Genomic DNA, 20603 nt, shown 5'->3' with positions numbered 1-20603 from the left:
AGGGCGTAGGGTGCTCGGCATGTACGACACCGTGCTTTCGCCGCCGGCCGCCTAGCGCGGGCGGCCGCCGCCGAACGACAGACCTGCCACGGGTGTTCCCGGGCCGGTCCGTGCTGCCCGCGAAGCGATGACCCGCAGTCCTCATCCTTCACGCAAGCGCGGAGAAACACGTGTCGAACCACTCGCCCGCCACCGGGCGCAGCCTGCTCTACCTCGTCGTCGCCGGAGTCGCCTGGGGCACCGCCGGGGCGGCCGCCTCCCTCCTCTTCCTCGCCAGTGACCTCGGTCCGCTCTCCCTGTCCTTCTGGCGCAGCGCCGGCGGGCTGGCGGTGCTGCTGGCGGTGCTCGCCGTACGCCGTCCCGCGCGGGGGGCGCGCGGACGCCGGCCGTCGGTCCGCTCGCTGATCGGGACCGGTCTGATGTTCACCGTCTTCCAGGCCGCCTACTTCGGGGCCGTCCGCGAGACCGGCCTGGCCGTCGGCACCGTGGTCACCCTGGGCGCGGGGCCCGTCCTGATCGCGCTGGGCGCGCGGTACTGGATGGGCGAGCGGCTCGGCTGGGGCGGAGTGGCCGCCGTCGGCGGCGCCCTGGGCGGGCTCGCCGTCCTGGTCCTGGGGTCCGGGGGCGGTGAGGTGAGGCCGCTCGGGGTCGGCTGGGCGCTGCTGTCCGCCGCCGGTTACGCGGGGATGACCCTGCGGGCGCGCTGGCTCGGGCGGCGCGGGGCGGGCGGTGACCCGCTGGTGACCACCGCCTGGTCGGTGGGGGTGGGCACGGTGTGCCTGCTGCCGCTGGCCGCGGTGGAGGGGCTGCTGCCGCACACCGCCATCCGGTGCGGGTGGCGGGGCTGATGGTGTACGTGGCCGTGGTGCCGACGGCCCTGGCGTACGCCCTGTACTTCACCGGGGCCGCGGCCGTACGGGCCGCGACCGTGTCGGTGATCATGCTGATCGAGCCCGTGAGCGCGGCCGTCATCGCCGTCGCGGTGCTCGGGGAGCGGCTGACCGGCGCCGTGGTGCTGGGCACCGTGCTGCTGTTGTCGGCGGTGGGGGCGCTGATCGTGGCCGAGGCGCGCAGGCCCGCGGAGCGGGCGGACCGGTCCGCGGAGCGGTCCGCCCGTGAGGCTCAGAGCGCGCTGACGTAGTCCGGGACGGCGATGCCGGGGGCCAGGCCGGCGGCCGGCAGGGGCGTCCCGTACGCCGGCGCCACCGGGACCACGCCCGACCAGAAGGGCAGGTCCAGGTCCTCGGCGTCGTCGTTCGGGCCGCCCGTGCGGACCTTCGCGGAGACCTCGTTCAGGTGCAGCCGGATCACCGCCGTCGCCGCGAGCTCCCTGGCGTTGGCCGGCCGGGAGTCGGCGGAGCGGCCGGGCACGACGTGGTCGACCAGCGCGTTCAGGGCCGTGCGGCACTCCTCCTCGTCGGTGACCTGGTACGCCGTCCCGTGGACGACCACCGAGCGGTAGTTGATCGAGTGGTGGAAGGCCGACTTGGCCAGCACCAGCCCGTCCACGTGCGTCACGGTCAGGCAGACCGGCAGGCCCGGGTCCTGCTGCCCGGCGGCCAGGAGCGGCCGGGAGCCGGTCGAGCCGTGCACGTAGAGGGCCTCGCCCACCCGTCCGAAAAGCGTCGGCAGCACCACCGGCGCGCCGTCGCGGACGAAGCCCAGGTGGCAGAGGTAGGTCTGGTCGAGTATCGAGTGCACCGTCTCGCGGTCGTAGCGGGCCCGCTGGCGGGAGCGGCTCGGGACGGTGCGCCCGGTCGGCGCGTAGTCGGCGGGGGTGACGCTCATGATGCGGACTCCGTTGTACTAGTGCATAATTACCTTTGTGCTAGGAGAATATACGATCAGTGGGCGCCGTGCATCGGACATCGCGGCCAGCATCGAGGCGGGCGTCGGATCGGGCGCCCTCGCACCCGGAGCCCTGCTGCCGCCGATGCGGGAACTGGCCGGCGAGCTGGGGGTGAACCCCAACACCGTGGCGGCCGCCTACCGGTCGCTGCGCGAGCGCGGGATCATCGAGACCGACGGGCGGCGCGGCAGCCGGGTGCGGGGGCGGCCCGCCAGCGCCCCGCGCGACGCCCTCCGCCCCGCGGTGCCCGAAGGCGTGCGGGACCTCACCCACGGCAACCCGGACATGTCGCTCCTGCCCTCCCTGGACGGGCCCCTGGCCGCCGCCGCCCGCCGGTACGCGCAGGCCCCCACGCGCTACGGGGACGACCCCGTGCTGCCGGACCTGGCCCGGCTGGCCCGCGCCGGCTTCGATGCCGACGGGGTCCCGGCCGGGGCCCTCGGGGTGACCTCGGGCGCGCTCGACGGCATCGAACGGGTCCTGGCCGCGCACCTGCGGGCCGGGGACGCGGTGGCGGTCGAGGACCCGGGCTGGGGGAGCGTGCTGGACCTGGTCCCGGCGCTGGGCCTGCGGGTGCTGGCGGTGGCCGTCGACGACGAGGGGCCCCGGCCGGAGGCGGTGGAGCGGGCCCTTGCGGCCGGGGCCCGGGCGCTGGTGGTGACGGCCCGCGCGCAGAACCCGACCGGGGCGGCGGTGAGTCCGCGACGGGCGGCCCTGCTGCGGGAGCTGCTGGCCGGCCGTCCCGAGGTGCTGGTGATCGAGGACGACCACGGCGACGGCATCGTGGACCTGCCCCTGTCCCCGCTGGGCGGGGTCACCCGGCACTGGGCGCTCGTCCGCTCCACCGCCAAGGCCTACGGCCCGGACCTGCGGCTCGCGGTGCTCACGGGCGACGCGGTGACCATGGACCGGGTCCGGGGCCGTCAGCGCCTCGGCCCCGGCTGGGTGAGCCGCTTGCTCCAGAGCACGGTCGTCGAGCTGTGGGCCACCGGCGCGGTGGACCGGACGGCGGTGGCCCGTTCGTACGGGCTGCGCCGGGACGGGCTCGTCGAGGCGCTCGCCGAGCGGGGGGTGGTGGCGCACGGGCGCAGCGGGATGAACGTGTGGGTGCCGGTCGCCGACGAGACGGCGGTGGTCACCCGGCTGCTGACGGCGGGCTGGGCGGTGCGGCCGGGGGCCGTCTACCGGGTGGAGGCGGGGCCGGGGGTACGGATCACGGTCTCGCCCCTGCACCGCCGGGACGTGGATCCCCTGGCCGATGCCGTGGCCGCGGCGGTACGCCCGGCGGCGGGCGCGCGCTTCGACTGACCGTACGCACGCGAAGGCCCCGGCCGCAGGGTGCGGCAGGGGCCGGGCGGTGTCAGCTGTAGGCGGCTTCCAGCAGGCCTCCGAGGGTGAGGACCAGTCCGCACAGGGCGATCACGGCGCCTATGTACCGGTAGACCACTGCCGACATGACCCGCTTCGGCGGACCGAGGTCGCCGCGGGAATGCATGGCCAGCTCGGCATTGGCCGCCGCCCAGCGTTCCAGTGCGCCGGCGGCCCCCCGGACGTTCAGGGCGACCGCCCCGCCCGCGACGACGCAGGCGGGACCCGCGGTCAGTAGTGCAAAGGCCAGACTCAAGGCATGCCCCCCAGGCGATGTGGTGATCGCACGGAGTCTAAGACAGCGGGTCAAGCCGCTTTCCGGGGCTGCGGCCGGGCTTGGGTCAGGGCCGCGCCCGCGAGGACCACCAGCGCGCCCACCGGGGTGTTCCAGTGCAGCTGCTCGCCCAGGACCAGGACGCCCGCCGCGGTGGCGATCACCGGGATGAAGTACGTGACCATCTGCGCGGTGGTCGGCCCGATCTCCGACACCAGCCCGTACTGCATCTGCAGCGCCGCCCCCGTGCCCAGCGCCCCCAGGGTGACCACCGCGAGGGTGGGCCACAGCGGGAACGACGTGGGGGCCGAGGTGAACAGGGCGCTGACGGCGGCCAGCTGGACCGTCGAGACCATCAGCTGCGCCCCGGTCATCGCGACCGGGGAGCCGGAGGTCCCCGCCAGGGTGCGGCGGACGTAGATCCAGCCGATCGGGTAGCAGAGCGAGGCCAGCAGGGCCAGGGCGGTGCCCTTCGCGTCGACGCCGGTGAAGCCCTGCCAGGCGCCGAGGACGGTCAGCACCCCGAGGAAGCCGATGCCCAGGCCCGCAAACCGGCGGCGCGTGGGGCGGTCCTCGGAGAGGGCGACCAGGGAGAGCGCCATGCCCCACAGCGGGGAGGTCGCGTTGCAGATCCCGGCCAGGGTCGAGGAGATGGTCTGCTCGGCGTAGGCGAAGAGGGCGAAGGGGGCCGTGTTCAGCAGCAGGGCGGCCACCGCCAGGTGCCCCCAGGTGCGCCGGCCCCGCGGGAGCGGCTCACGGCGCACCAGCAGCACCGCCAACAGGGCGAGCGCCCCGAAGAACACGCGGCCGAGGGCGACCTGGAAGGGCGCGAAGGCCCCCGTGCCCACCTTGATGAACAGGAAGCTGAACCCCCACACCACCGAGAGCAGGGCGAACCGGACGCGCCAGTCGAGGCCGCCGGTACGGGCGGATCCGCGCGGCGGGGCGGACGGGCGTGTGGCGGAGGGGGAGGGGGAGGGGGAGGGGCGGCGGGGTGTGGCGGGTGCGCTCATGGGCCTCACTCTCCTGCGCACGATCTCGTAGGACAAGCGAGATCTTCTGAGAGCGACGGCGTAGCATCGCTTACATGTTGAACCTGGAGCGCCTACGCACCCTCGACGCCCTCGCCCGCCACGGCTCGGTCAGCGGGGCGGCCTGCGGCCTCCATGTGACCACGTCGGCGGTCTCCCAGCAGATGGCCAAGCTGGAGCGGGAGGTCGGCCAGCCCCTGCTGGCCAAGAACGGCCGGGGGGTCCGGCTCACCGACGCCGGGCGGGTCCTCGCCGACCACGCCGCCCGGATCATCTCGCAGGTGGAGCTGGCGCAGGCCGACGTCGAGGCCCAGCGCGGCCGCGCGGTCGGGGAGCTGCGGATCGGGGCCTTCCCCACGGCCATGCGCGGACTGCTGCCCCGGGCCCTGACCTCCCTGCGCGCCGAGCACCCCGAACTCCGGGTGCTGGCGCGGGAGAAGGAGCCCGAGGAGGCCATGCTCGCCGTGGTGCGGGGCGACCTCGACATGGCCCTGGCCATCGACTGGCACAACAGGCGGATGCCGGTCCCGGCCGAGCTGACCCGGACCCACCTCCTGGACGACGGCGCCGACATCGCCGTCCCGCACGACCACCCGCTCGTCGGCCGGACCCAGATCTCCCTCGCCGAGTTCGCCGAGGACGACTGGATCTCCTGGAACGAGGGGCAGTTCTGCCACGAATGGCTGGTCTTCACCCTGCGCGGCACCGGCGTCGAACCGCGCGTCGCGCACATCGCCGAGGAGCACCACACCCAGCTCGCCTTCGTCGAGGCCGGGCTGGGCGTGTGCGTGACGCCCCGGCTGGGCCGCGGGCCGGTGCCGCCGGGAGTGCGCCTGCTGCCCGTGTGCGACACCGTGCGGCGCCACGTCTACGCCGTCTGGCGCGCCGACGCCGACCGGCGGCCCTCCATCCGCGCGGCCGTCGAGGCCCTGCGGGAGGCGGCCGCCGCGGTGGGGGCCGAAGCCTAGATCTTGCTGAAGTCCCAGGAGACGATCGTCTCCGGGGTCAGGCGGATCCAGGCGTGCCGGCCGTCGTGCGGCATCTGTTCCAGGCCGAAGTTCTTCCGGGGGAAGAGGCGTTCCGCCTCCTCCAGCTCCGGGCACGGCTCCCCGGTGCGCGGCGCCTCACCGACGAAGACCGCCGTCCCGGACAGCTCGACCCCGCGCAGCTCCCCGTACTCCTCTCCCGCGTCCACCACCACCGAGATCCGGGGGTCCTCGCGCAGGTCGGACCAGCGGCGGCTGCGGGTGATCGAGTACAGCCACAGCGAGGTGCCGTCCCAGGCGAACCACAGGGCGCCCACGTGCGGCCGGCCGTCCGGGGAGACCGTGGCCACCCGGCAGGTGCGCTGCTCGCGCAGGAAGGCGTCCACCTCCCCGTCGGTCATCATGATGCGCCGGCCCCGCCGCTGGCCCCGCTCCTCGCGCGTCCCGTCCATCCGTCCCGCACCCCTTCACATCTGACTGTGTGTCAGGAATCATGCGTCCTCTTCCGTCGACGCACCAGGGGGAGCCATGCCGGAGTTCGATCCCGCCACCACCGCGCTGCTCACCGTCGAGTGCCAGAACGGGGTCGTCGGCGAGGAGAGCGCCCTGCCCGAGCTGGCCAAGGAGGCCCGGGACTCCGGGATGCTCGGCCGGGTGGCGGCTCTGGCCGCCGCCGCGCGCGGGGCCGGGGTGCAGGTGGTCCACGCGGTCGCCGAGCGGCGCCCCGACGGGCTCGGGGCCAACGCCAACGCGCGGCTGTTCCGGGCGGCCGGAAGGCTGCCCGTGCGCCAGCTGACCGGCAGCCGGGCCGTGGAGGTGGCCGCCCCGATCACGGTGGAGGCGCGGGACCTCGTGGTCCGCCGGCTGCACGGACTCTCCCCGATGGCCGGAACCGATCTGGACGCCCTGCTGCGCAACCTCGGCGTCCGGACCCTCGTCGTCACCGGGGTCTCGTCCAACATCGCGGTCCCGAACACCGTCTTCGACGCCGTGAACCTCGGCTACGAGGTGGTGGTCCCGGCCGACGCCATCGCCGGCGTGCCCGCCTCCTGTACCGCCGAGGTGATCCGCAACTCGCTCGTCCTGGTGGCGTCGATCACCACGGCCGACGAGCTGCTTTCGCAGTGGGCGCCAGGCCGCTGACCGCCGTAACCTGGCCGGATGTTGTCCGAAGTGATCGCGACCCGCTACGTCACGCCCCTGCGTGAGGGCGGCTCGCTCCCGGGAATCGTCGAGGCCGACGACCTCGGTACCTACGTCATGAAGTTCACCGGAGCCGGCCAGGGGCGCAAGACCCTGGTCGCCGAAGTCGTCTGCGGGCGCCTCGCCCAGCGCCTGGGGCTGCGGGTCCCGCGGCTGGTGCAGATGCAGCTCGACCCCGTCATCGGGCTCGCCGAGCCCGACCAGGAGGTCCAGGAGCTGCTCAAGGCCAGCGGCGGGCTCAACCTCGGCATGGACTACCTGCCCGGCTCGATCGGCTTCGACCCGCTGGCCTACCGGGCCGATCCGGTCGAGGCCGGGCGCGTGGTCTGGTTCGACGCGCTGATCAACAACGTCGACCGGTCCTGGCGCAATCCGAACATGCTGGTCTGGCACGGGGACCTCTGGCTCATCGACCACGGCGCCACGATGATCTGGCACCACAACTGGCCCACCGCCCAGGCCGCGGCCGCCAAGCCCTACAACGCCTCCGACCACGTCCTGGCCCCCGTCGGCCCGGACATCGCGGCGGCCGCCGCCGAGCTGGCCCCCCTCGTCACCGAGGAGCTGCTCGCGGAGGTCGCCGCCGACGTCCCCGACGAGTGGCTCGTCGACGAGCCCGGCTTCGACTCCACCGACGCGGTGCGGCGCGCCTACGTGGAGGCGCTGCTGCCGCGCGCGGCGACGATCCACGAGAGGATCACCATGGAGGCCGAGGTCCGGCCGCGGTCCGGTCCGCCGGGCTGGCTCGCCGAACGCCTCCCTCCCCAGTCGGACAAGAACAAGAACAAGCAGAAGAGCGGCGACGAGTGACCAAGCGGGACGTGTTCGAATACGCGCTGGTGCGCGTGGTGCCCCGGATGGAGCGCGGCGAGTGCTTCAACGCCGGCGTCATCGTCTACTGCCGGGCGCACTCCTACGTCGCCGCGCGCACCCATCTCGACGAGGCCAAGCTCCTCGCCCTGGACCCGGGGGCCGACGTGGCCGGGGTCCGGGCCGCGCTGCGCGGGGTCGAGGGGCTGTGCGAGGGCGGCGAGCGGGCGGGCCAGGCGGCGGGCGACGACCCGGGGCGGCGGTTCCGCTGGCTGATCGCCCCCCGCAGCACCGTGGTCCAGCCGGGGCCGGTGCACACCGGCCTGACGGCCGATCCCGCCGCGGAGGTGGAGCGGCTGCTGGACCTGCTGGTCCGCTGACCGGGCGGCCCCCGGCCCGCGGCGCGGACGCCGCCGGGCCGGGCCCCGTTGACACGCGGTGCCACGGCTCCTAGCGTCTCCTCAGCTGAAGCTACTAAGCGGTTGCTCACCTCGGGCGGCCGTCTCTCAAGGGCGAGGAGAACCAGCATGTCCACCACCGAGCAGCGCGTCGCGATCGTCACCGGGGCGGCCCGGGGCATCGGCGCGGCCACCGCCCTGCGCCTGGCCGCCGAGGGCCGGGCGGTCGCCGTGATCGACCTGGACGAGGCGGCCTGCAAGGACACCGTCGAGGCCATCACCGCGGCCGGCGGCAAGGCCCTGGCGGTCGGCTGCGACGTCTCCGACGCCGCCCAGGTGGAGGCGGCCGTCGAGCGGGTCGCGAGCACGCTCGGCGCTCCGACCATCCTTGTGAACAACGCGGGCGTGCTCCGCGACAACCTGCTCTTCAAGATGAGCGACACCGACTGGGACACCGTCATGAACGTGCACCTGCGTGGTGCGTTCCTGATGGCGCGGGCCTGTCAGAAGCACATGGTCGAGGCCAAGTTCGGGCGCGTGGTCAACCTCTCCAGCAGCTCCGCGCTCGGCAACCGCGGCCAGGCCAACTACGCCGCCGCCAAGGCCGGGCTCCAGGGCTTCACCAAGACCCTGGCCATCGAACTCGGCAAGTTCGGCGTCACCGCCAACGCCGTCGCCCCCGGCTTCATCGCGACCGAGATGACCGCGCAGACCGCGGCCCGCGTCGGCATGGGCTTCGAGGAGTTCAAGCTCGCCGCCGCCTCCCAGATCCCCGTCCAGCGCGTGGGCGTCCCGGCGGACGTGGCCAACGCCATCGCCTTCTTCACCGGCGAGGACGCCGGCTTCGTCTCCGGCCAGGTGCTCTACGTGGCCGGCGGCCCGCTCAACTGACGACCACACCCCGGAGAGGCAAGGCGTAGGCATGACGTACAACGGCACGGACAGCGGCAAGGTCGCACTGGTCACCGGGGCGAGCCGGGGCATCGGCTACGGGATCGCCGAGGCGCTGGTCGCCCGCGGCGACCGGGTCGTGATCACCGGGCGCAACGAGGACGCGCTCAAGGAGGCCGTCGAGAAGCTCGGGTCGGACCGGGTGATCGGCGTGGCCGGCAAGGCCCACGACGAGGCCCACCAGGCCGTCGCCGTGGAGCGGGCGATGGAGGCCTTCGGCCGCGTCGACTTCCTGGTGAACAACGCGGGCACCAACCCGGTCTTCGGGCCGATCGCCGACCTGGACCTCCAGGTGGCGCGCAAGGTCTTCGAGACCAACGTGATCTCGGCCCTCGGCTTCGCCCAGCGGACCTGGCACGCCTGGCAGAAGGACAACGGCGGGGCGATCGTGAACATCGCCTCGATCGCCGGGGTCTCCGCCTCGCCCTTCATCGGGGCGTACGGGATGAGCAAGGCCGCGATGATCAACCTCACGCTCCAGCTCGCGCACGAGATGGCGCCCCGGGTCCGGGTCAACGCGATCGCGCCGGCCGTGGTCAAGACGAGGTTCGCCCAGGCGCTCTACGAGGGCCGCGAGCAGGAGGCCTCGGCGGCCTATCCGCTCGGCCGGCTCGGGGTCCCGGAGGACATCGGGGGAGCGGCCGCATTTCTTACATCTGCACAAGCGGAATGGATTACTGGACAAACCCTGGTCGTCGACGGGGGAATGTTCCTGAATGCCGGTGTGCACTGACCGATAACCGGACGTATTTGCCTCCCAAGGGGAGGCAAATACGTATCGAACGCGCGCGAAATCGGTCAAGAGCCTCATGAAACCTGCCCCTTGGATGTGTGACGCTCTGCGGTAGGGTCTGCCGCACCCGGTGGCTGATCGAGGAGCGTGCACGTGTTCAACCGGACCAGATGCCTGCAGATCACTGCGGCCCTTGCGTCCATATCCCTGCTCGCCGGATGCGGTCTGCTTTCGGACGACGCCGACGCTGCGGCGAAGAGGATCACCGTCGGGACCACGAGCGCGCCGAGCACCCTCGACCCCGCCGCGGCCTGGGACGGCTCCTGGGAGCTGTACCGGAACATCTACCAGACCCTCCTGGCGTTCCCCACGGGCAGCACCAAGCCGCAGCCGGACGCCGCGCAGAACTGCGACTGGACCGACACGGCGAACATGGCCTACCGGTGCACCCTGCGCAAGGGCCTGAAGTTCTCGGACGGCGAGCCGCTCGACTCCAAGGCGGTCAAGCACTCCCTCGACCGGATCAGGACGATCAACTCCCAGGTCGGCCCCAAGGGCCTCTTCGAGAGCCTGGACAAGGTCGAGGCCCCGGACCCGCTCACCGTCGTCTTCCACCTGAAGACCCCCGACGCGACCTTCCCCTACGTCCTCGGCTCGCCCGCCGCCTCGCTGGTCGCGCCCAAGGAGTACCCGGCCGACAAGCTCCGCTCGGACGGCAAGGTCACCGGCTCCGGCCCGTACCTGCTCACCTCCTACAAGGAGGGCGGCGAGGCGGTCCTCGACGGCTACGAGGGCTACCAGGGCTTCGCCAACCGCCGTAACGACGCGGTCACCATCCGCTACTTCAAGAAGTCCGACCAGATGGTGGCGGCGCTCAAGGGCAAGGAGATCGACGCCACCTACCGAGGCCTGTCGGCGCCGGAGATCAAGGACCTGCAGAGCCCCGCCTCGCACAACCAGGGCGTCCAGGTCGTCGAGAACGTCGGCTCCGAGATCCGCTACCTGGTCTTCAACCCCCAGGACCCGCAGGTCGCCAAGTTGCCGGTGCGCCAGGCCATCGCCCAGACCCTCGACCGCGGGTCGCTCGTCACCAAGGTCTACCAGGGCACCGCCGAGCCGCTGTACTCGATGGTCCCCAAGGGGGTCGTCGGCCACAAGACGCCCTTCTACGACATGTACGGCAACGCCGACGCGGCCAAGGCGCGCAAGATCCTGCAGAGCGCCGGGATCCCCACGCCCGTGGAGCTGACCTTCTGGTACACCACGGACCGCTACGGCGGCTCCACCGCCGACGAGTTCACCGAGATCAAGCGGCAGCTGGACGAGAGCGGCCTGTTCAAGATCACCCTGCGCAGCAAGCCCTGGAAGGACTTCCAGGTCGGCTACAAGAACGGCGAGTACCCCGTCTTCGGCCGAGGCTGGTTCCCCGACTTCCCGGACCCCGACAACTTCATCGCGCCGTTCGTCGGCAAGGAGAACGCGGTCGGCACCCCGTACGAGAACCCCACGATCCAGAACGACATCCTGCCCAAGTCCCGCCGTGAGGGGGACCGCTCGGCCGGCGTCAAGGAGTTCGAGCAGGCCCAGCAGATCTTCGCGCAGGACGTCCGGCTGCTGCCGCTGTGGCAGGGCAAGCTCTACGTCGGCGCCCGCGAGGACATCGCCGGGGCCGAGCGGGCGCTGGACCCCCAGACCGCCATGCAGATGTGGGAGTTGTACCGCAAGACCAGCTGGTGACCGCCGGCCCCGGGCGCTCGGGCGCCCGGGGGATGGCGTTGTCAGTGGGGCCCGGTAGGTTCTGAGGAGTTGCACGAACTTGTACCGGAGGTTGTCGACGTGACCCAGATGCTGCCCGAGTCGTGGCTGCCCGTCCTCGGCGGGGAGCTGGACCAGCCCTACTTCAAGGAGCTCACCGAGTTCGTCGAGAAGGAGCGGGCGAACGGGCCGGTGTACCCGCCGCGCGAGCAGGTCTTCGCGGCCCTGGAGGCCACGCCGTTCGACAAGGTCAAGGTGCTCGTCCTCGGCCAGGACCCGTACCACGGCGCCGGCCAGGGGCACGGCCTGTGCTTCTCCGTGCGGCCCGGGGTCAAGACCCCGCCCTCGCTGCGCAACATCTACAAGGAGATGAAGGAGGAGCTCGGCCTGGAGGTCCCGGACAACGGGTACCTGATGCCGTGGGCCCAGCAGGGCGTCCTCCTGCTGAACGCCGTGCTCACCGTCCGCGAGGCCGAGCCCAACTCGCACAAGGGCAAGGGCTGGGAGAGGTTCACCGACGCCGTGATCCGCGCCGTGTCCGACCGCCCCGACCCGTCGGTGTTCGTCCTGTGGGGCGCCTACGCCCAGAAGAAGATCCCGCTGATCGACCAGGACCGGCACGTGATCGTCAAGGGGGCCCACCCCTCGCCGCTGTCGGCCAAGAAGTTCTTCGGCTCCCGGCCCTTCACGCAGATCAACGAGGCCGTCGCCGCGCAGGGCCATGAGCCGATCGACTGGCGGATCCCGGACCTGGGCTGACACCCCACCGCGCCTCGGCGCCAGAGCCGGTGCCTCCGGTTAGCTTCTTGACGACCGGACCGGATCAGGTCCGGCAGAGCAAGCCGGAGGCCCCGTTGACGGAGCAGCAGCAGGAGGCGTCGGAGGACGCCGTCATGACCAGGATCGGCCAGGCGGTCATCCTGCTGCACGCCGGGGATCGCGAGGAGGCCCGCAACCGGCTCCGCGAGATCTGGTCCGAGATCGGCGAGGAGGGCGACTCCCTCCACCGCTGCACCCTCGCGCACTACATGGCCGACACCCAGGACGACCCCGCCGACGAACTGGCCTGGGACCTGAGGGCCCTGAACGCCGCCGACGGGCTCGGCGAGGCGGTGCGCGTCTTCTACCCCTCGCTGCACCTCAGCCTCGCGGCCGACTACGTCAAGCTGGAGCGCCCCGAGGCGGCCCGGGCGCACCTCGCGCGGGCCCGCGCCGCCACCCGGGCCCTGCCCGACGACGAGTACGGCAACGGGGTCCGCGACGCCATCGCCCGCCTGGAGCGCCGGCTCGTGGCGGAGGCGGGGCCGGGACCCCGACCCTTCCCCGAGCAGTCGCCCTAGGGTTTGGTCTGGGCGCTTTCAGCCCTCGTGGACGCCCGCGCAGATGCGGGCCTCCGGGCTGTCCGGCTTCCAGTGCCCGTGCCGGCGGCCCAGCGCGCACACGTCCGCCGGGCGGACCGGGAGCTCCCGCACCAGCTCGCGCGGCACCCGCGCGTCGGGCCGCACCGCCCCGGGAAGGCCCCCGGGCAGCCGCTCGGCGTGTCCGGCGGGCCTGCGCGGCTCGGGGATGTCGGGCACCGCCCCCGGGGCCTCCTCCGCCTCCGCGGCCCGCGCGGGGCCGCCCGGTGCGGTGCGTGCCGTACCCCGGCCGGCGGCCGTCGGCGCCGACGGCCGCGCGGCGCCCTCCCGGGGGACCGCCTTCAGCGCCTCCAGGGCGGGCGCCTGGACCACCACCGGCAGCGCTCCGGGGCCCCCGCGCGGCTCGTGCCGGGGGGCAGCCGCGTCGGAGGGGGAACCGGCCGGCCGCATCGGCGCGGGGCTCACGTTCACGCAGCCGGAGACCGCCGAGGCCGCCGAGACGGCGCAGGCGGCTCCGAGGAGCAGTTTCGTCGAGGTTCGGGTTGGATGCACCCGCGCAACTCTGCTGTGCGAGGGCCCCGTTGCGAAAACCCTGAGCCGATATTCACCCCGCACGGGTGACGCGGAGGGGGTGTCCGGCGGACACCGGCCGCCCCGTGGCGCCGCTACTCGCCGGTGACCCCGTCGATGTGCTCGCGCAGCAGGTCGGCGTGCCCGTTGTGCCGGGCGTACTCCTCGATCATGTGGGTGTAGATCCAGCGCAGGCTGAACACCTCGCCCCGGTGGTGGCTCGCCGCGTCCGAGACCGCGTCGAGCGGCCGGCCCGCGGCGGCCCGGCGGGCCAGCCCGACCTCCTCGTGCCAGACCTGCTCCGCCTCGGCCCAGGTGTCCGCGTCGCCGAACTCGAAGTCCCCGTCCCGGTGCTCCCGGGTGCTGTACAGGTCGGGCAGGTCCTCGTCGAGGAAGACCTCCCGGAACCAGTACCGCTCCACCTCCGCCATGTGCCGGACGAGGCCCATCAGGCTCAGCGCCGAGGGCCGCAGCGGGGTGGCGCGCAGCTGTTCGTCCGAGAGGCCCTCGCACTTCCAGGCGAGCGTGGCGCGGTGGTAGTCCAGCCAGCCGTCCAGCATCTCGCGCTCGCCGGCGGTCGTGGAGGGTTCGGTGCGGTGGTTTCCCCGGGAGATCGTCATGGCCGCCATCCTGGTCGAACGCGCCACCGGCGACCAGCGATTATGCTGCGGAGTCCCACACGGCACACGGCACATACCAGGAGGCTCCCGGTGAAGGTCGGCGTCATCGGACTCGGCGACATCGCGCAGAAGGCGTACCTGCCCGTCCTCACCACCCGCCCCGGGGTCGAACTGCACCTGCAGACCCGTACCCACGCCACGCTGGAGCGGCTCGGCGCGGTCCACCACGTCCCCGAGGGCCGCCGCCACGCCTCCCTCGGCGCGCTGATCGCCCAGGGCCTGGACGCCGCCTTCGTGCACGCCCCGACCGGTGTCCACCCCGAGATCGTGGAACGGCTGCTGGAGGCGGGCGTGCCCACGTACGTGGACAAGCCCCTCGCCTACGAACTCGCCGACTCCCGCCGCCTGGTCGAGCTGGCGGAGGAGCGCGGCACCTCCCTCTTCGTCGGCTTCAACCGCCGCCACGCGCCCGGGTACGCCCAGTGCGCCGACCTCCCGCGCGATCTCATCGTCCTGCAGAAGAACCGGGTCGGGCTCCCCGAGGACCCGCGCACCCTGGTCCTCGACGACTTCATCCACGTCGTCGACACCCTGCGCTTCCTGCTGCCCGGCGAGGCCGACCACGTCGACGTCCGCGCCGTGGTGCGCGAGGGGCTGATGTCACAGGTGGTGCTCCAGATGTCCGGTGAGGGGTTCACCGCCCTCGGCATCATGAACCGGCTCTCCGGCTCCACCGAAGAGGTCCTGGAGGTATCCGGGCAGGACTCCAAGCGCCAGGTCGTCAACCTCGCCGAGGTCATCGACCACAAGGGGCAGCCGACGGTGCGCCGGCGCGGGGACTGGGTCCCCGTGGCCCGCCAGCGCGGGATCGAGCAGGCCGTCGACACCTTCCTGGAGGCCGTGGAGGGCGGCAAGGTGCTCAGCGCCCGGGACGCGCTGCTCACCCACGAGCTGTGCGAGCGGGTGGTGCTGACGGCGCTGGAGCAGAGCGCGCGCCCCTGACCGCCCCGGCACCCCGGACCGCGCAGTACAGGCCGAGCACGGCCAGACAGGCCCCGCCGGGCCAGTTCCCGAACCGGACGAAGAGGGTCGTGCCCCGGGCCAGCGGCACCTCGTACACGGCCGCCGTGCTCGCCGAGGTGGGCAGGGTGGCGCCGATCCGCTCGCCCGTGGGCCCGTAGACGGCGCTGATCCCGGTCAGGGTGGCGTGCACCATGGGGCGGCCGGTCTCGGCGGCGCGCAGGGCCGCCAGCGAGGCGTGCTGGGCCGGCGCCCAGCTGTGCTGGAAGGTCGAGGTCGACGACTGGGCGACCAGCAGCCCGGCCCCCTCGTCGGCCAGGTACCGGCTCATGTCGGGGAAGGCGGACTCGAAGCACACCAGCGGGCCGATCCGGGTCCCGCCGGGCAGGTCCATGATCACCGGCCCGGCGCCCCGCATCCGGTCCTCGCCCGCCGCCTTGCCCACCGAGGTGGCCCAGCCCAGCACGGAGCGGGCCGGTATGTACTCGCCGAAGGGCACCAGCCGCATCTTGTCGTACCGGTCGCCGGTGGGCCCCTGGGGTCCGACCAGCACCGAGCTCTTGTAGATCCCCGGCCGGTCCGAGCGGCGGGCGTCCACGTTGACCAGCACCGGGGCGCCGACCCGCGCGGAGAGTTCCGCCAGCCGCCGGGACAGGTCGGGCCGCGCCGCCAGGTCCGCGCCGACGCTGCTCTCGCCCCACACCACAAGATCGGGGTGCGTGCCCGCCAGCTCCGACGTCAGGCGCTCCTCGACGGCGAACCGCCGCTCCGCGCCGCCGTCCGTCCCGTCCACCGGACCGGGCTGCACGACGGCCACGCGCAGCCCGCCCGCCGGCTCCGGGCGCGGCAGCCACAGCCACACCACGCCCGTCAGCACCGCACACCCCGCCACGGAGGCCACCGCCGCCACCCGCGCCCCCGGCGCGGCGGCCAGCAGCACCACGGCGCAGTTCACGGCGACCACCAGCAGGCTCACCAGCCACACCCCGCCCACGGAGGCCAGCCGCAGCGCCGCCGGGACCTGCCACTGGCTGGCCCCGAGCAACCCCCACGGCCCGCCCAGCCCCTGCCAGGACCGGACCAGCTCCGACAGCAGCCACCCCGCCGGTACGAGGAGCAGCGCGACCGCGGCCCGGCCCGGACCGGGAGTCCCGCCCAGCAACTCCCGTACCAGCAGCGCCCAGGGGACCCACAGCAGCCCCAGCAGCGCGGCGAGGGGCAGGAGGAACACGTGCAGGCTCGGCAGCAGCCAGTGGTGCACCGCGACGATGAACCCCGCCCCGCCCAGCCAGCCCTCCAGCGCCGCCCGTCGCCCGGTGGGGGCGGAGCGCAGCAGCAGCATCCAGGGCACGAGGGCCACGTACGCCAGCCACCACAGCGCCGGGGCGGGGAAGGCCAGGCAGGGCAGCGCCCCGGCGGCGACCGCGCCCACGGCCCGCCCGCCGCGCCCGTGGGCCCCGTTCCGCCCCCGGGCCCCGTTCCGCAGGCTCCGCCCGCTCAGCTCCGCGACCATGACGTGCCTCCGCCTCCAGTGTGGGACCGCATCCGGCGGGCCGCGCCCGCAACCTCCCGGCCGGCGTTCAGGCCTGCGTGTGGCGCCACTTCTCGTGCACGGTGACCCCGGTGAGCCGCCAGCCCGCGGCGGTGCGGGCGAGCGTGAAGGTGTAGCGCCCGGCGGCGACGAAGTTGGGGGCGGTGGCCGTGTCCCCCTCGCCCGCGAGCCGCATCGGGTTCAGGAAGTCGGCCAGCACCCGCGCCGTGTCACCGGGGGAGCCGTCCCGGTCCTCCAGCAGGATCCGCCGGTTGACGACGAGGTGCTGGCGCACCGGGAACAGCCGCATGGTCTCCGCGAGCCAGTCGGCCACCTCCCCGGCCGGCCCCTCGATCCCGCCCGCGGAACCGTAGTCGGCCCGGCCGTCCGGGGTGAACAGGGCGCGGTAGACCGCCCAGTCGCCGTCGTCGACGGCCGCCGCGTACCCCGAGACCACCTCGTCGACCGCCAGCCGGTCCATCACCGTCGCAAGGTCCACACGCTGCGTCATCGGGTCAGTGTGCGGCCGGCGGGCCACGAGGCCAAGGGGCATGCGGCCACGGGACTTCCGGACGCGGCTCAGTGGCCGGAACGCACCTCCCGCTGGCGGAGCACGACCAGGAACGCGTCACTGGCCAGGTCCATCACCACCTCCGCCGGCACGCCCTCGCGCGTCCGCTGGGCCGCGTACTCCTCCGCGGGCCAGCTGCCGCGCGGACTTCCGGCCGGAAAACGCTCCAGTACCACCCGACCCATGGGACAACCCCCAGTCGCTCGCCGTTCAGGTCTCACCGGGCACAACGACGCGGAGGCCGCCCGGGAACGTTCCCCGGGCGGCCTCCGTCACGTACGCGTGCGTCCTAGCTGCCGGACGCGCCCGCCTCCGCCTCCAGCACGCCCATGCCGATCAGCACGAACAGCGCGATGCCGAGCAGGATGCGGTAGATCACGAAGGGCATGAAGCTCTTGGAGGAGATGAAGCGCATGAACCATGCGATGACGGCGTAGCCGACGAAGAAGGCGATCACCGTGGCGAAGATCGTCGGCCCCCAGGTGATGTGGCCGGGGCTCTCGATCACGTCCTTGATCTCGAAGGCGCCCGACGCCAGCACGGCCGGGATGGCCAGCAGGAAGGAGTAGCGGGCCGCCGCCTCGCGCGTGAAGCCCAGCAGCAGACCGCCGGAGATCGTCGCACCCGAGCGCGAGACGCCCGGGATCAGCGCCATCGCCTGGCACACCCCGAAGATCAGACCGTCCTTGACGCCGAGCTCCCTGAGCGTCTTGCGCTGCTTGACCACCCGGTGCCGGCCGCCCTGCTCGTCCCGCGAGGCCAGCCAGTCGGCGAAGCCGAGGATCAGGCCCATCACGATCAGGGTGGTGGCGGTCAGCCGCAGGTCACGGGCCGGGCCGGTGATCTGGTCCTTGAACGCGATGCCCAGGACGCCGATCGGGATGGAGCCGACGATGACCAGCCAGCCCATCCGCGCGTCCTGGTCGGAGCGCAGCGACTTGGTGTAGAGCGAGCGGAACCAGGTCGACACGATCCGCGCGATGTCCTTGCGGAAGTAGATCAGCACGGCGGCCTCGGTGCCGATCTGGGTGATCGCGGTGAAGGCCGAACCCGGGTCGTGCCAGCCGGCGAAGGCGGCCGTCAGCCGCAGGTGCGCACTGGAGGAGATCGGGAGGAACTCCGTGAGACCTTGGACGAGACCGAGGATTAGGGATTCGAACCAGCTCATGTCGGTGGGTGTTCGTCCTTGTGATCGTCGGGCAGTTCGGGTCCGATGCTAGGGCCCGTGGGGTGCGGCACCGACCACAGGGGGGTGTACGGACGAGGGCTCGCGCACGGCCGGGGCCGCGAGGCGGTCCCGCTTGCGCCAGGCGACCGCGGCGGCGACCGTACCGGAGACGGTGATGAACCCGGACGCGACCAGGAACGCGGGGGATCCGGGCGCCGAGGCACTGGCTCCCGCGATCACGTACGCGGCCGTGTTGGGCACCGTGCCGAGGGCCGTGGCCAGCAGGAACGGGAGCCAGCCGCAGCGGGAGACCGCCGCCAGGTAGTTGGCCGCGGCGAACGGCACCCCGGGGAAGATCCGGACCGCCAGCACGGAACGGAAGCCGTGCCCGCTCAGTTGGGCGTCGGCCGCCTTCAGCCAGCGCCCGCGCAGGAACGGGCGCAGCGCCTGCTGGCCCATGGCCCGGCCCAGGCCGAAGGAGATCCCGGCCCCCAGCACCGTGCCGCCGACGGCCGCCACGACGCCGAACTGGCTGCCGAAGACGGCGCCCGCGGCGAGGTTCAGCAGCGGGCGCGGCACGAACGCCGCCGTGCACAGCCCGTAGGCCCCCGCGAACAGCGGCACGGCCACGCCCACGGGGAGCCCCGTCTGCCAGCCCTGGGAGAGCAGCCGCTGGGGCTCGTAGACCAGGACGCAGACCCCGGCCGCCACGAGCAGTACGACGAGCAGCGACAGCCGCGTCCACGGCGCGAGGAGGAGGGACATCCGGGGAGATTAACCGACAGGCGCGCCGCCCCGCCGTAATCCGGACCTCACCCGGACGAAGGGAGCCGGGCACGGCCGCGCGGGGCGGCCGCCAACCGGCCCGGGCCCGGCGGTAATTCGTTCGACGCGCACCGCCGCCTCGGGCAGGATCAGGGGCATGTCCCGGTACGCCTTCCCCGCAGCGCCGTCCGCAGTCGCGGACGCGCCGAAGGCTGCCCTCCCCGCCTCCGCGGCACCCGCCCTGGCAGAGGCCTTCGCCGCAGCGGCCTTCGCCGCGTTCGACGGCGCACGAAGCTGACCCTTCCCGGATCGTCCGGCGGACCCCGCAGGGGGAGGGTCGGTTCGTTCCAGGGGTCCCGTTCCAGCTTCCAGACACGGGAAAAGACATCATGGCCAAGACGGCCTTCGCCCGCACCAAGCCGCACCTCAACATCGGCACCATGGGGCACGTCGACCACGGCAAGACCACCCTCACCGCCGCCATCACCAAGGTCCTCGCCGAGCGCGGCGGCGCCTCCTTCGTGCCGTTCGACCGGATCGACCGCGCCCCCGAGGAGGCCCGGCGCGGCATCACCATCAACCTCACCCACGTCGAGTACGAGACCGACACCCGCCACTACGCCCACGTCGACATGCCCGGCCACGCCGACTACATCAAGAACATGGTCACCGGCGCCGCCCAGCTCGACGGGGCCATCCTCGTCGTCTCCGCCCTCGACGGGGTCATGCCCCAGACCGCCGAGCACGTGCTCCTCGCCCGGCAGGTCGGCGTGGACCACATCGTCGTGGCCCTCAACAAGGCCGACGCCGGCGACCCGGAGCTGACCGACCTGGTCGAGCTGGAGGTCCGCGAGCTGCTCAGCGCCCACGGCTACGGCGGCGACGAGGCCCCGGTCGTAAGGGTCTCCGGGCTGGGGGCGCTGGAGGGCGACCCGCGCTGGACGGGGGCCATCGAGGCGCTGCTCGACGCGGTGGACACGTACGTGCCGATGCCCGTGCGGTACACGGACGCGCCGTTCCTGCTGCCGGTCGAGAACGTCCTGACCATCACCGGCCGCGGCACCGTCGTGACGGGCGCCGTCGAGCGCGGCACCGTCCGGCTCGGCGACCGCGTGGCGCTCCTCGGGGGCGACGGCGAGCCCGTGGAGACCGTCGTCACGGGCCTGGAGACCTTCGGCAAGCCGATGGAGTCCGCCGAGGCGGGGGACAACGTGGCGCTGCTGCTGCGCGGGGTGCACCGCGACGGGGTGCGGCGCGGGCACGTGGTCGCCGCCCCCGGCAGCGTGGCCCCGCGGCGGCGGTTCACCGCGCAGGTGTACGTCCTCTCCGCGCGGGAGGGCGGCCGGACGACGGCGCTGTCCTCCGGCTACCGGCCGCAGTTCTACATCCGCACCGCCGACGTGGTCGGGGACGTGGACCTCGGCGCGGCCGGGGTGGCCCGGCCCGGGGAGACGGTCACCATGACCGTCGAGCTGGGCCGGGACGTGCCCCTGGAGGCCGGCCTCGGCTTCGCGATCCGCGAGGGCGGGCGCACGGTCGGCGCGGGGACGGTGAGCGAGGTGCTCGGGTAGCCCCGGCTGTGGTGGCGGCGGTCCGGCTTTGCCAGACTGCCGTCACCCCACGGGCGGCCCGTGGGCGGAGC

Annotated in this window: 23 protein-coding genes and 1 pseudogene; 13 read left to right on the top strand and 11 right to left on the bottom strand. The window is 73.4% G+C overall.

Features of this window, described 5'->3' with window-relative positions:
* The first annotated feature begins 170 nt into the window (after positions 1-170).
* A pseudogene (locus ACFY0O_RS32465) lies at positions 171-1141 on the top strand (DMT family transporter).
* On the opposite strand, the gene ACFY0O_RS32460 reads toward ACFY0O_RS32465, so the two are convergent.
* On the bottom strand, positions 1123-1788 hold the full coding sequence (locus ACFY0O_RS32460) for a pyridoxamine 5'-phosphate oxidase family protein (RefSeq protein ID WP_388953367.1): 666 nt from the start codon (positions 1786-1788) through the stop codon (positions 1123-1125). The pseudogene ACFY0O_RS32465 and the gene ACFY0O_RS32460 overlap by 19 nt on opposite strands.
* Before the next feature lie 37 nt (positions 1789-1825).
* On the opposite strand from ACFY0O_RS32460, the gene ACFY0O_RS32455 reads away from it, so the two are divergent.
* Positions 1826-3157 carry an aminotransferase class I/II-fold pyridoxal phosphate-dependent enzyme gene (locus tag ACFY0O_RS32455; RefSeq protein ID WP_388953365.1) on the top strand — a complete coding sequence of 444 codons (1332 nt, stop codon included), beginning with the start codon at positions 1826-1828 and terminating at the stop codon, positions 3155-3157.
* A 52-nt stretch (positions 3158-3209) separates the two neighbouring features.
* Here the strand turns inward: ACFY0O_RS32455 and ACFY0O_RS32450 are convergent, their stop codons facing one another.
* Both ACFY0O_RS32450 and ACFY0O_RS32445 read right to left on the bottom strand, forming a co-directional pair.
* Positions 3210-3473: a hypothetical protein gene (locus tag ACFY0O_RS32450; RefSeq protein ID WP_388953362.1), complete on the bottom strand. Its 264-nt coding sequence runs from the start codon at positions 3471-3473 to the stop codon at positions 3210-3212.
* 50 nt (positions 3474-3523) lie between these two features.
* Entirely contained in the window at positions 3524-4504 is a 981-nt protein-coding gene (locus ACFY0O_RS32445) for a DMT family transporter (protein WP_388953360.1), read from the bottom strand.
* Between the two features lie 74 nt (positions 4505-4578).
* Between ACFY0O_RS32445 and ACFY0O_RS32440 the strand changes: the two genes are divergently transcribed.
* A complete protein-coding gene (locus tag ACFY0O_RS32440) occupies positions 4579-5490 on the top strand; it encodes a LysR family transcriptional regulator (RefSeq protein ID WP_388953357.1) in 912 nt (303 codons plus the stop codon).
* Here ACFY0O_RS32440 and ACFY0O_RS32435 read toward each other — a convergent pair.
* The gene (locus ACFY0O_RS32435; RefSeq protein WP_388953355.1) at positions 5487-5960 is read right to left on the bottom strand and encodes a pyridoxamine 5'-phosphate oxidase family protein; all 474 of its coding nucleotides are present in this window, start codon (positions 5958-5960) and stop codon (positions 5487-5489) included. The two genes, ACFY0O_RS32440 and ACFY0O_RS32435, sit on opposite strands and share 4 nt — an antisense overlap.
* A gap of 76 nt (positions 5961-6036) precedes the next feature.
* Between ACFY0O_RS32435 and ACFY0O_RS32430 the strand changes: the two genes are divergently transcribed.
* The 8 genes from ACFY0O_RS32430 to ACFY0O_RS32395 all read left to right on the top strand — a co-directional run bounded on the left by ACFY0O_RS32430 (position 6037) and on the right by ACFY0O_RS32395 (position 12698).
* Complete coding sequence (locus tag ACFY0O_RS32430; protein WP_388953352.1) at positions 6037-6651, top strand: cysteine hydrolase; 615 nt, start codon at positions 6037-6039, stop codon at positions 6649-6651.
* 18 nt (positions 6652-6669) lie between these two features.
* Entirely contained in the window at positions 6670-7521 is an 852-nt protein-coding gene (locus ACFY0O_RS32425) for a HipA family kinase (RefSeq protein WP_388953350.1), read from the top strand.
* Positions 7518-7901: a DUF3037 domain-containing protein gene (locus tag ACFY0O_RS32420; RefSeq protein WP_388953347.1), complete on the top strand. Its 384-nt coding sequence runs from the start codon at positions 7518-7520 to the stop codon at positions 7899-7901. Before ACFY0O_RS32425 ends, ACFY0O_RS32420 begins: the two co-directional genes overlap by 4 nt.
* Before the next feature lie 147 nt (positions 7902-8048).
* A complete protein-coding gene (gene fabG, locus ACFY0O_RS32415; RefSeq protein WP_388953345.1) occupies positions 8049-8810 on the top strand; it encodes a 3-oxoacyl-ACP reductase FabG in 762 nt (253 codons plus the stop codon).
* Positions 8811-8841: 31 nt separating this feature from the next.
* Positions 8842-9603 carry an SDR family oxidoreductase gene (locus ACFY0O_RS32410; protein WP_388953343.1) on the top strand — a complete coding sequence of 254 codons (762 nt, stop codon included), beginning with the start codon at positions 8842-8844 and terminating at the stop codon, positions 9601-9603.
* A 153-nt stretch (positions 9604-9756) separates the two neighbouring features.
* Complete coding sequence (locus ACFY0O_RS32405; RefSeq protein WP_388953341.1) at positions 9757-11340, top strand: ABC transporter substrate-binding protein; 1584 nt, start codon at positions 9757-9759, stop codon at positions 11338-11340.
* Positions 11341-11448: 108 nt separating this feature from the next.
* Positions 11449-12117, top strand: coding sequence for a uracil-DNA glycosylase (locus ACFY0O_RS32400; RefSeq protein ID WP_388953435.1), 669 nt, complete (start codon positions 11449-11451; stop codon positions 12115-12117).
* Between the two features lie 134 nt (positions 12118-12251).
* Positions 12252-12698: a hypothetical protein gene (locus ACFY0O_RS32395; RefSeq protein ID WP_388953432.1), complete on the top strand. Its 447-nt coding sequence runs from the start codon at positions 12252-12254 to the stop codon at positions 12696-12698.
* A gap of 18 nt (positions 12699-12716) precedes the next feature.
* On the opposite strand, the gene ACFY0O_RS32390 is transcribed toward ACFY0O_RS32395, so the two are convergent.
* Positions 12717-13268, bottom strand: a complete 552-nt coding sequence (locus ACFY0O_RS32390; protein WP_388953339.1) for a hypothetical protein — start codon at positions 13266-13268, stop codon at positions 12717-12719.
* A 113-nt stretch (positions 13269-13381) separates the two neighbouring features.
* Positions 13382-13906 carry a DinB family protein gene (locus ACFY0O_RS32385; RefSeq protein ID WP_388953337.1) on the bottom strand — a complete coding sequence of 175 codons (525 nt, stop codon included), beginning with the start codon at positions 13904-13906 and terminating at the stop codon, positions 13382-13384.
* Between the two features lie 90 nt (positions 13907-13996).
* Here ACFY0O_RS32385 and ACFY0O_RS32380 point away from each other — a divergent pair, with 90 nt between their 5' ends.
* Positions 13997-14908 (top strand): Gfo/Idh/MocA family oxidoreductase, encoded by a 912-nt coding sequence (locus tag ACFY0O_RS32380; protein WP_358897851.1) that lies wholly within the window; start codon positions 13997-13999, stop codon positions 14906-14908.
* Here the strand turns inward: ACFY0O_RS32380 and lnt are convergent.
* The 5 genes from lnt to ACFY0O_RS32355 all read right to left on the bottom strand — a co-directional run bounded on the left by lnt (position 14847) and on the right by ACFY0O_RS32355 (position 18961).
* On the bottom strand, positions 14847-16439 hold the full coding sequence (gene lnt, locus ACFY0O_RS32375) for an apolipoprotein N-acyltransferase (RefSeq protein WP_388953334.1): 1593 nt from the start codon (positions 16437-16439) through the stop codon (positions 14847-14849). The genes ACFY0O_RS32380 and lnt overlap by 62 nt on opposite strands.
* Positions 16440-16506: 67 nt before the next feature.
* Entirely contained in the window at positions 16507-16968 is a 462-nt protein-coding gene (locus tag ACFY0O_RS32370; RefSeq protein ID WP_388953332.1) for a nuclear transport factor 2 family protein, read from the bottom strand.
* Between the two features lie 68 nt (positions 16969-17036).
* Positions 17037-17213 carry a hypothetical protein gene (locus ACFY0O_RS32365; protein ID WP_358897856.1) on the bottom strand — a complete coding sequence of 59 codons (177 nt, stop codon included), beginning with the start codon at positions 17211-17213 and terminating at the stop codon, positions 17037-17039.
* A gap of 104 nt (positions 17214-17317) precedes the next feature.
* On the bottom strand, positions 17318-18196 hold the full coding sequence (locus ACFY0O_RS32360) for an undecaprenyl-diphosphate phosphatase (RefSeq protein WP_388953329.1): 879 nt from the start codon (positions 18194-18196) through the stop codon (positions 17318-17320).
* 48 nt (positions 18197-18244) lie between these two features.
* The gene (locus ACFY0O_RS32355; RefSeq protein ID WP_388953326.1) at positions 18245-18961 is read right to left on the bottom strand and encodes a TVP38/TMEM64 family protein; all 717 of its coding nucleotides are present in this window, start codon (positions 18959-18961) and stop codon (positions 18245-18247) included.
* Between the two features lie 389 nt (positions 18962-19350).
* Between ACFY0O_RS32355 and tuf the strand changes: the two genes are divergently transcribed.
* Positions 19351-20532: an elongation factor Tu gene (gene tuf, locus ACFY0O_RS32350; protein WP_388953324.1), complete on the top strand. Its 1182-nt coding sequence runs from the start codon at positions 19351-19353 to the stop codon at positions 20530-20532.
* Positions 20533-20603: the final 71 nt, after the last annotated feature.

It is taken from the genome of Streptomyces sp. NPDC001594 (genome assembly GCF_042893675.1).
GTDB lineage: Bacteria > Actinomycetota > Actinomycetes > Streptomycetales > Streptomycetaceae > Streptomyces.
This window is presented reverse-complemented; position numbering and strand designations above follow the sequence as displayed.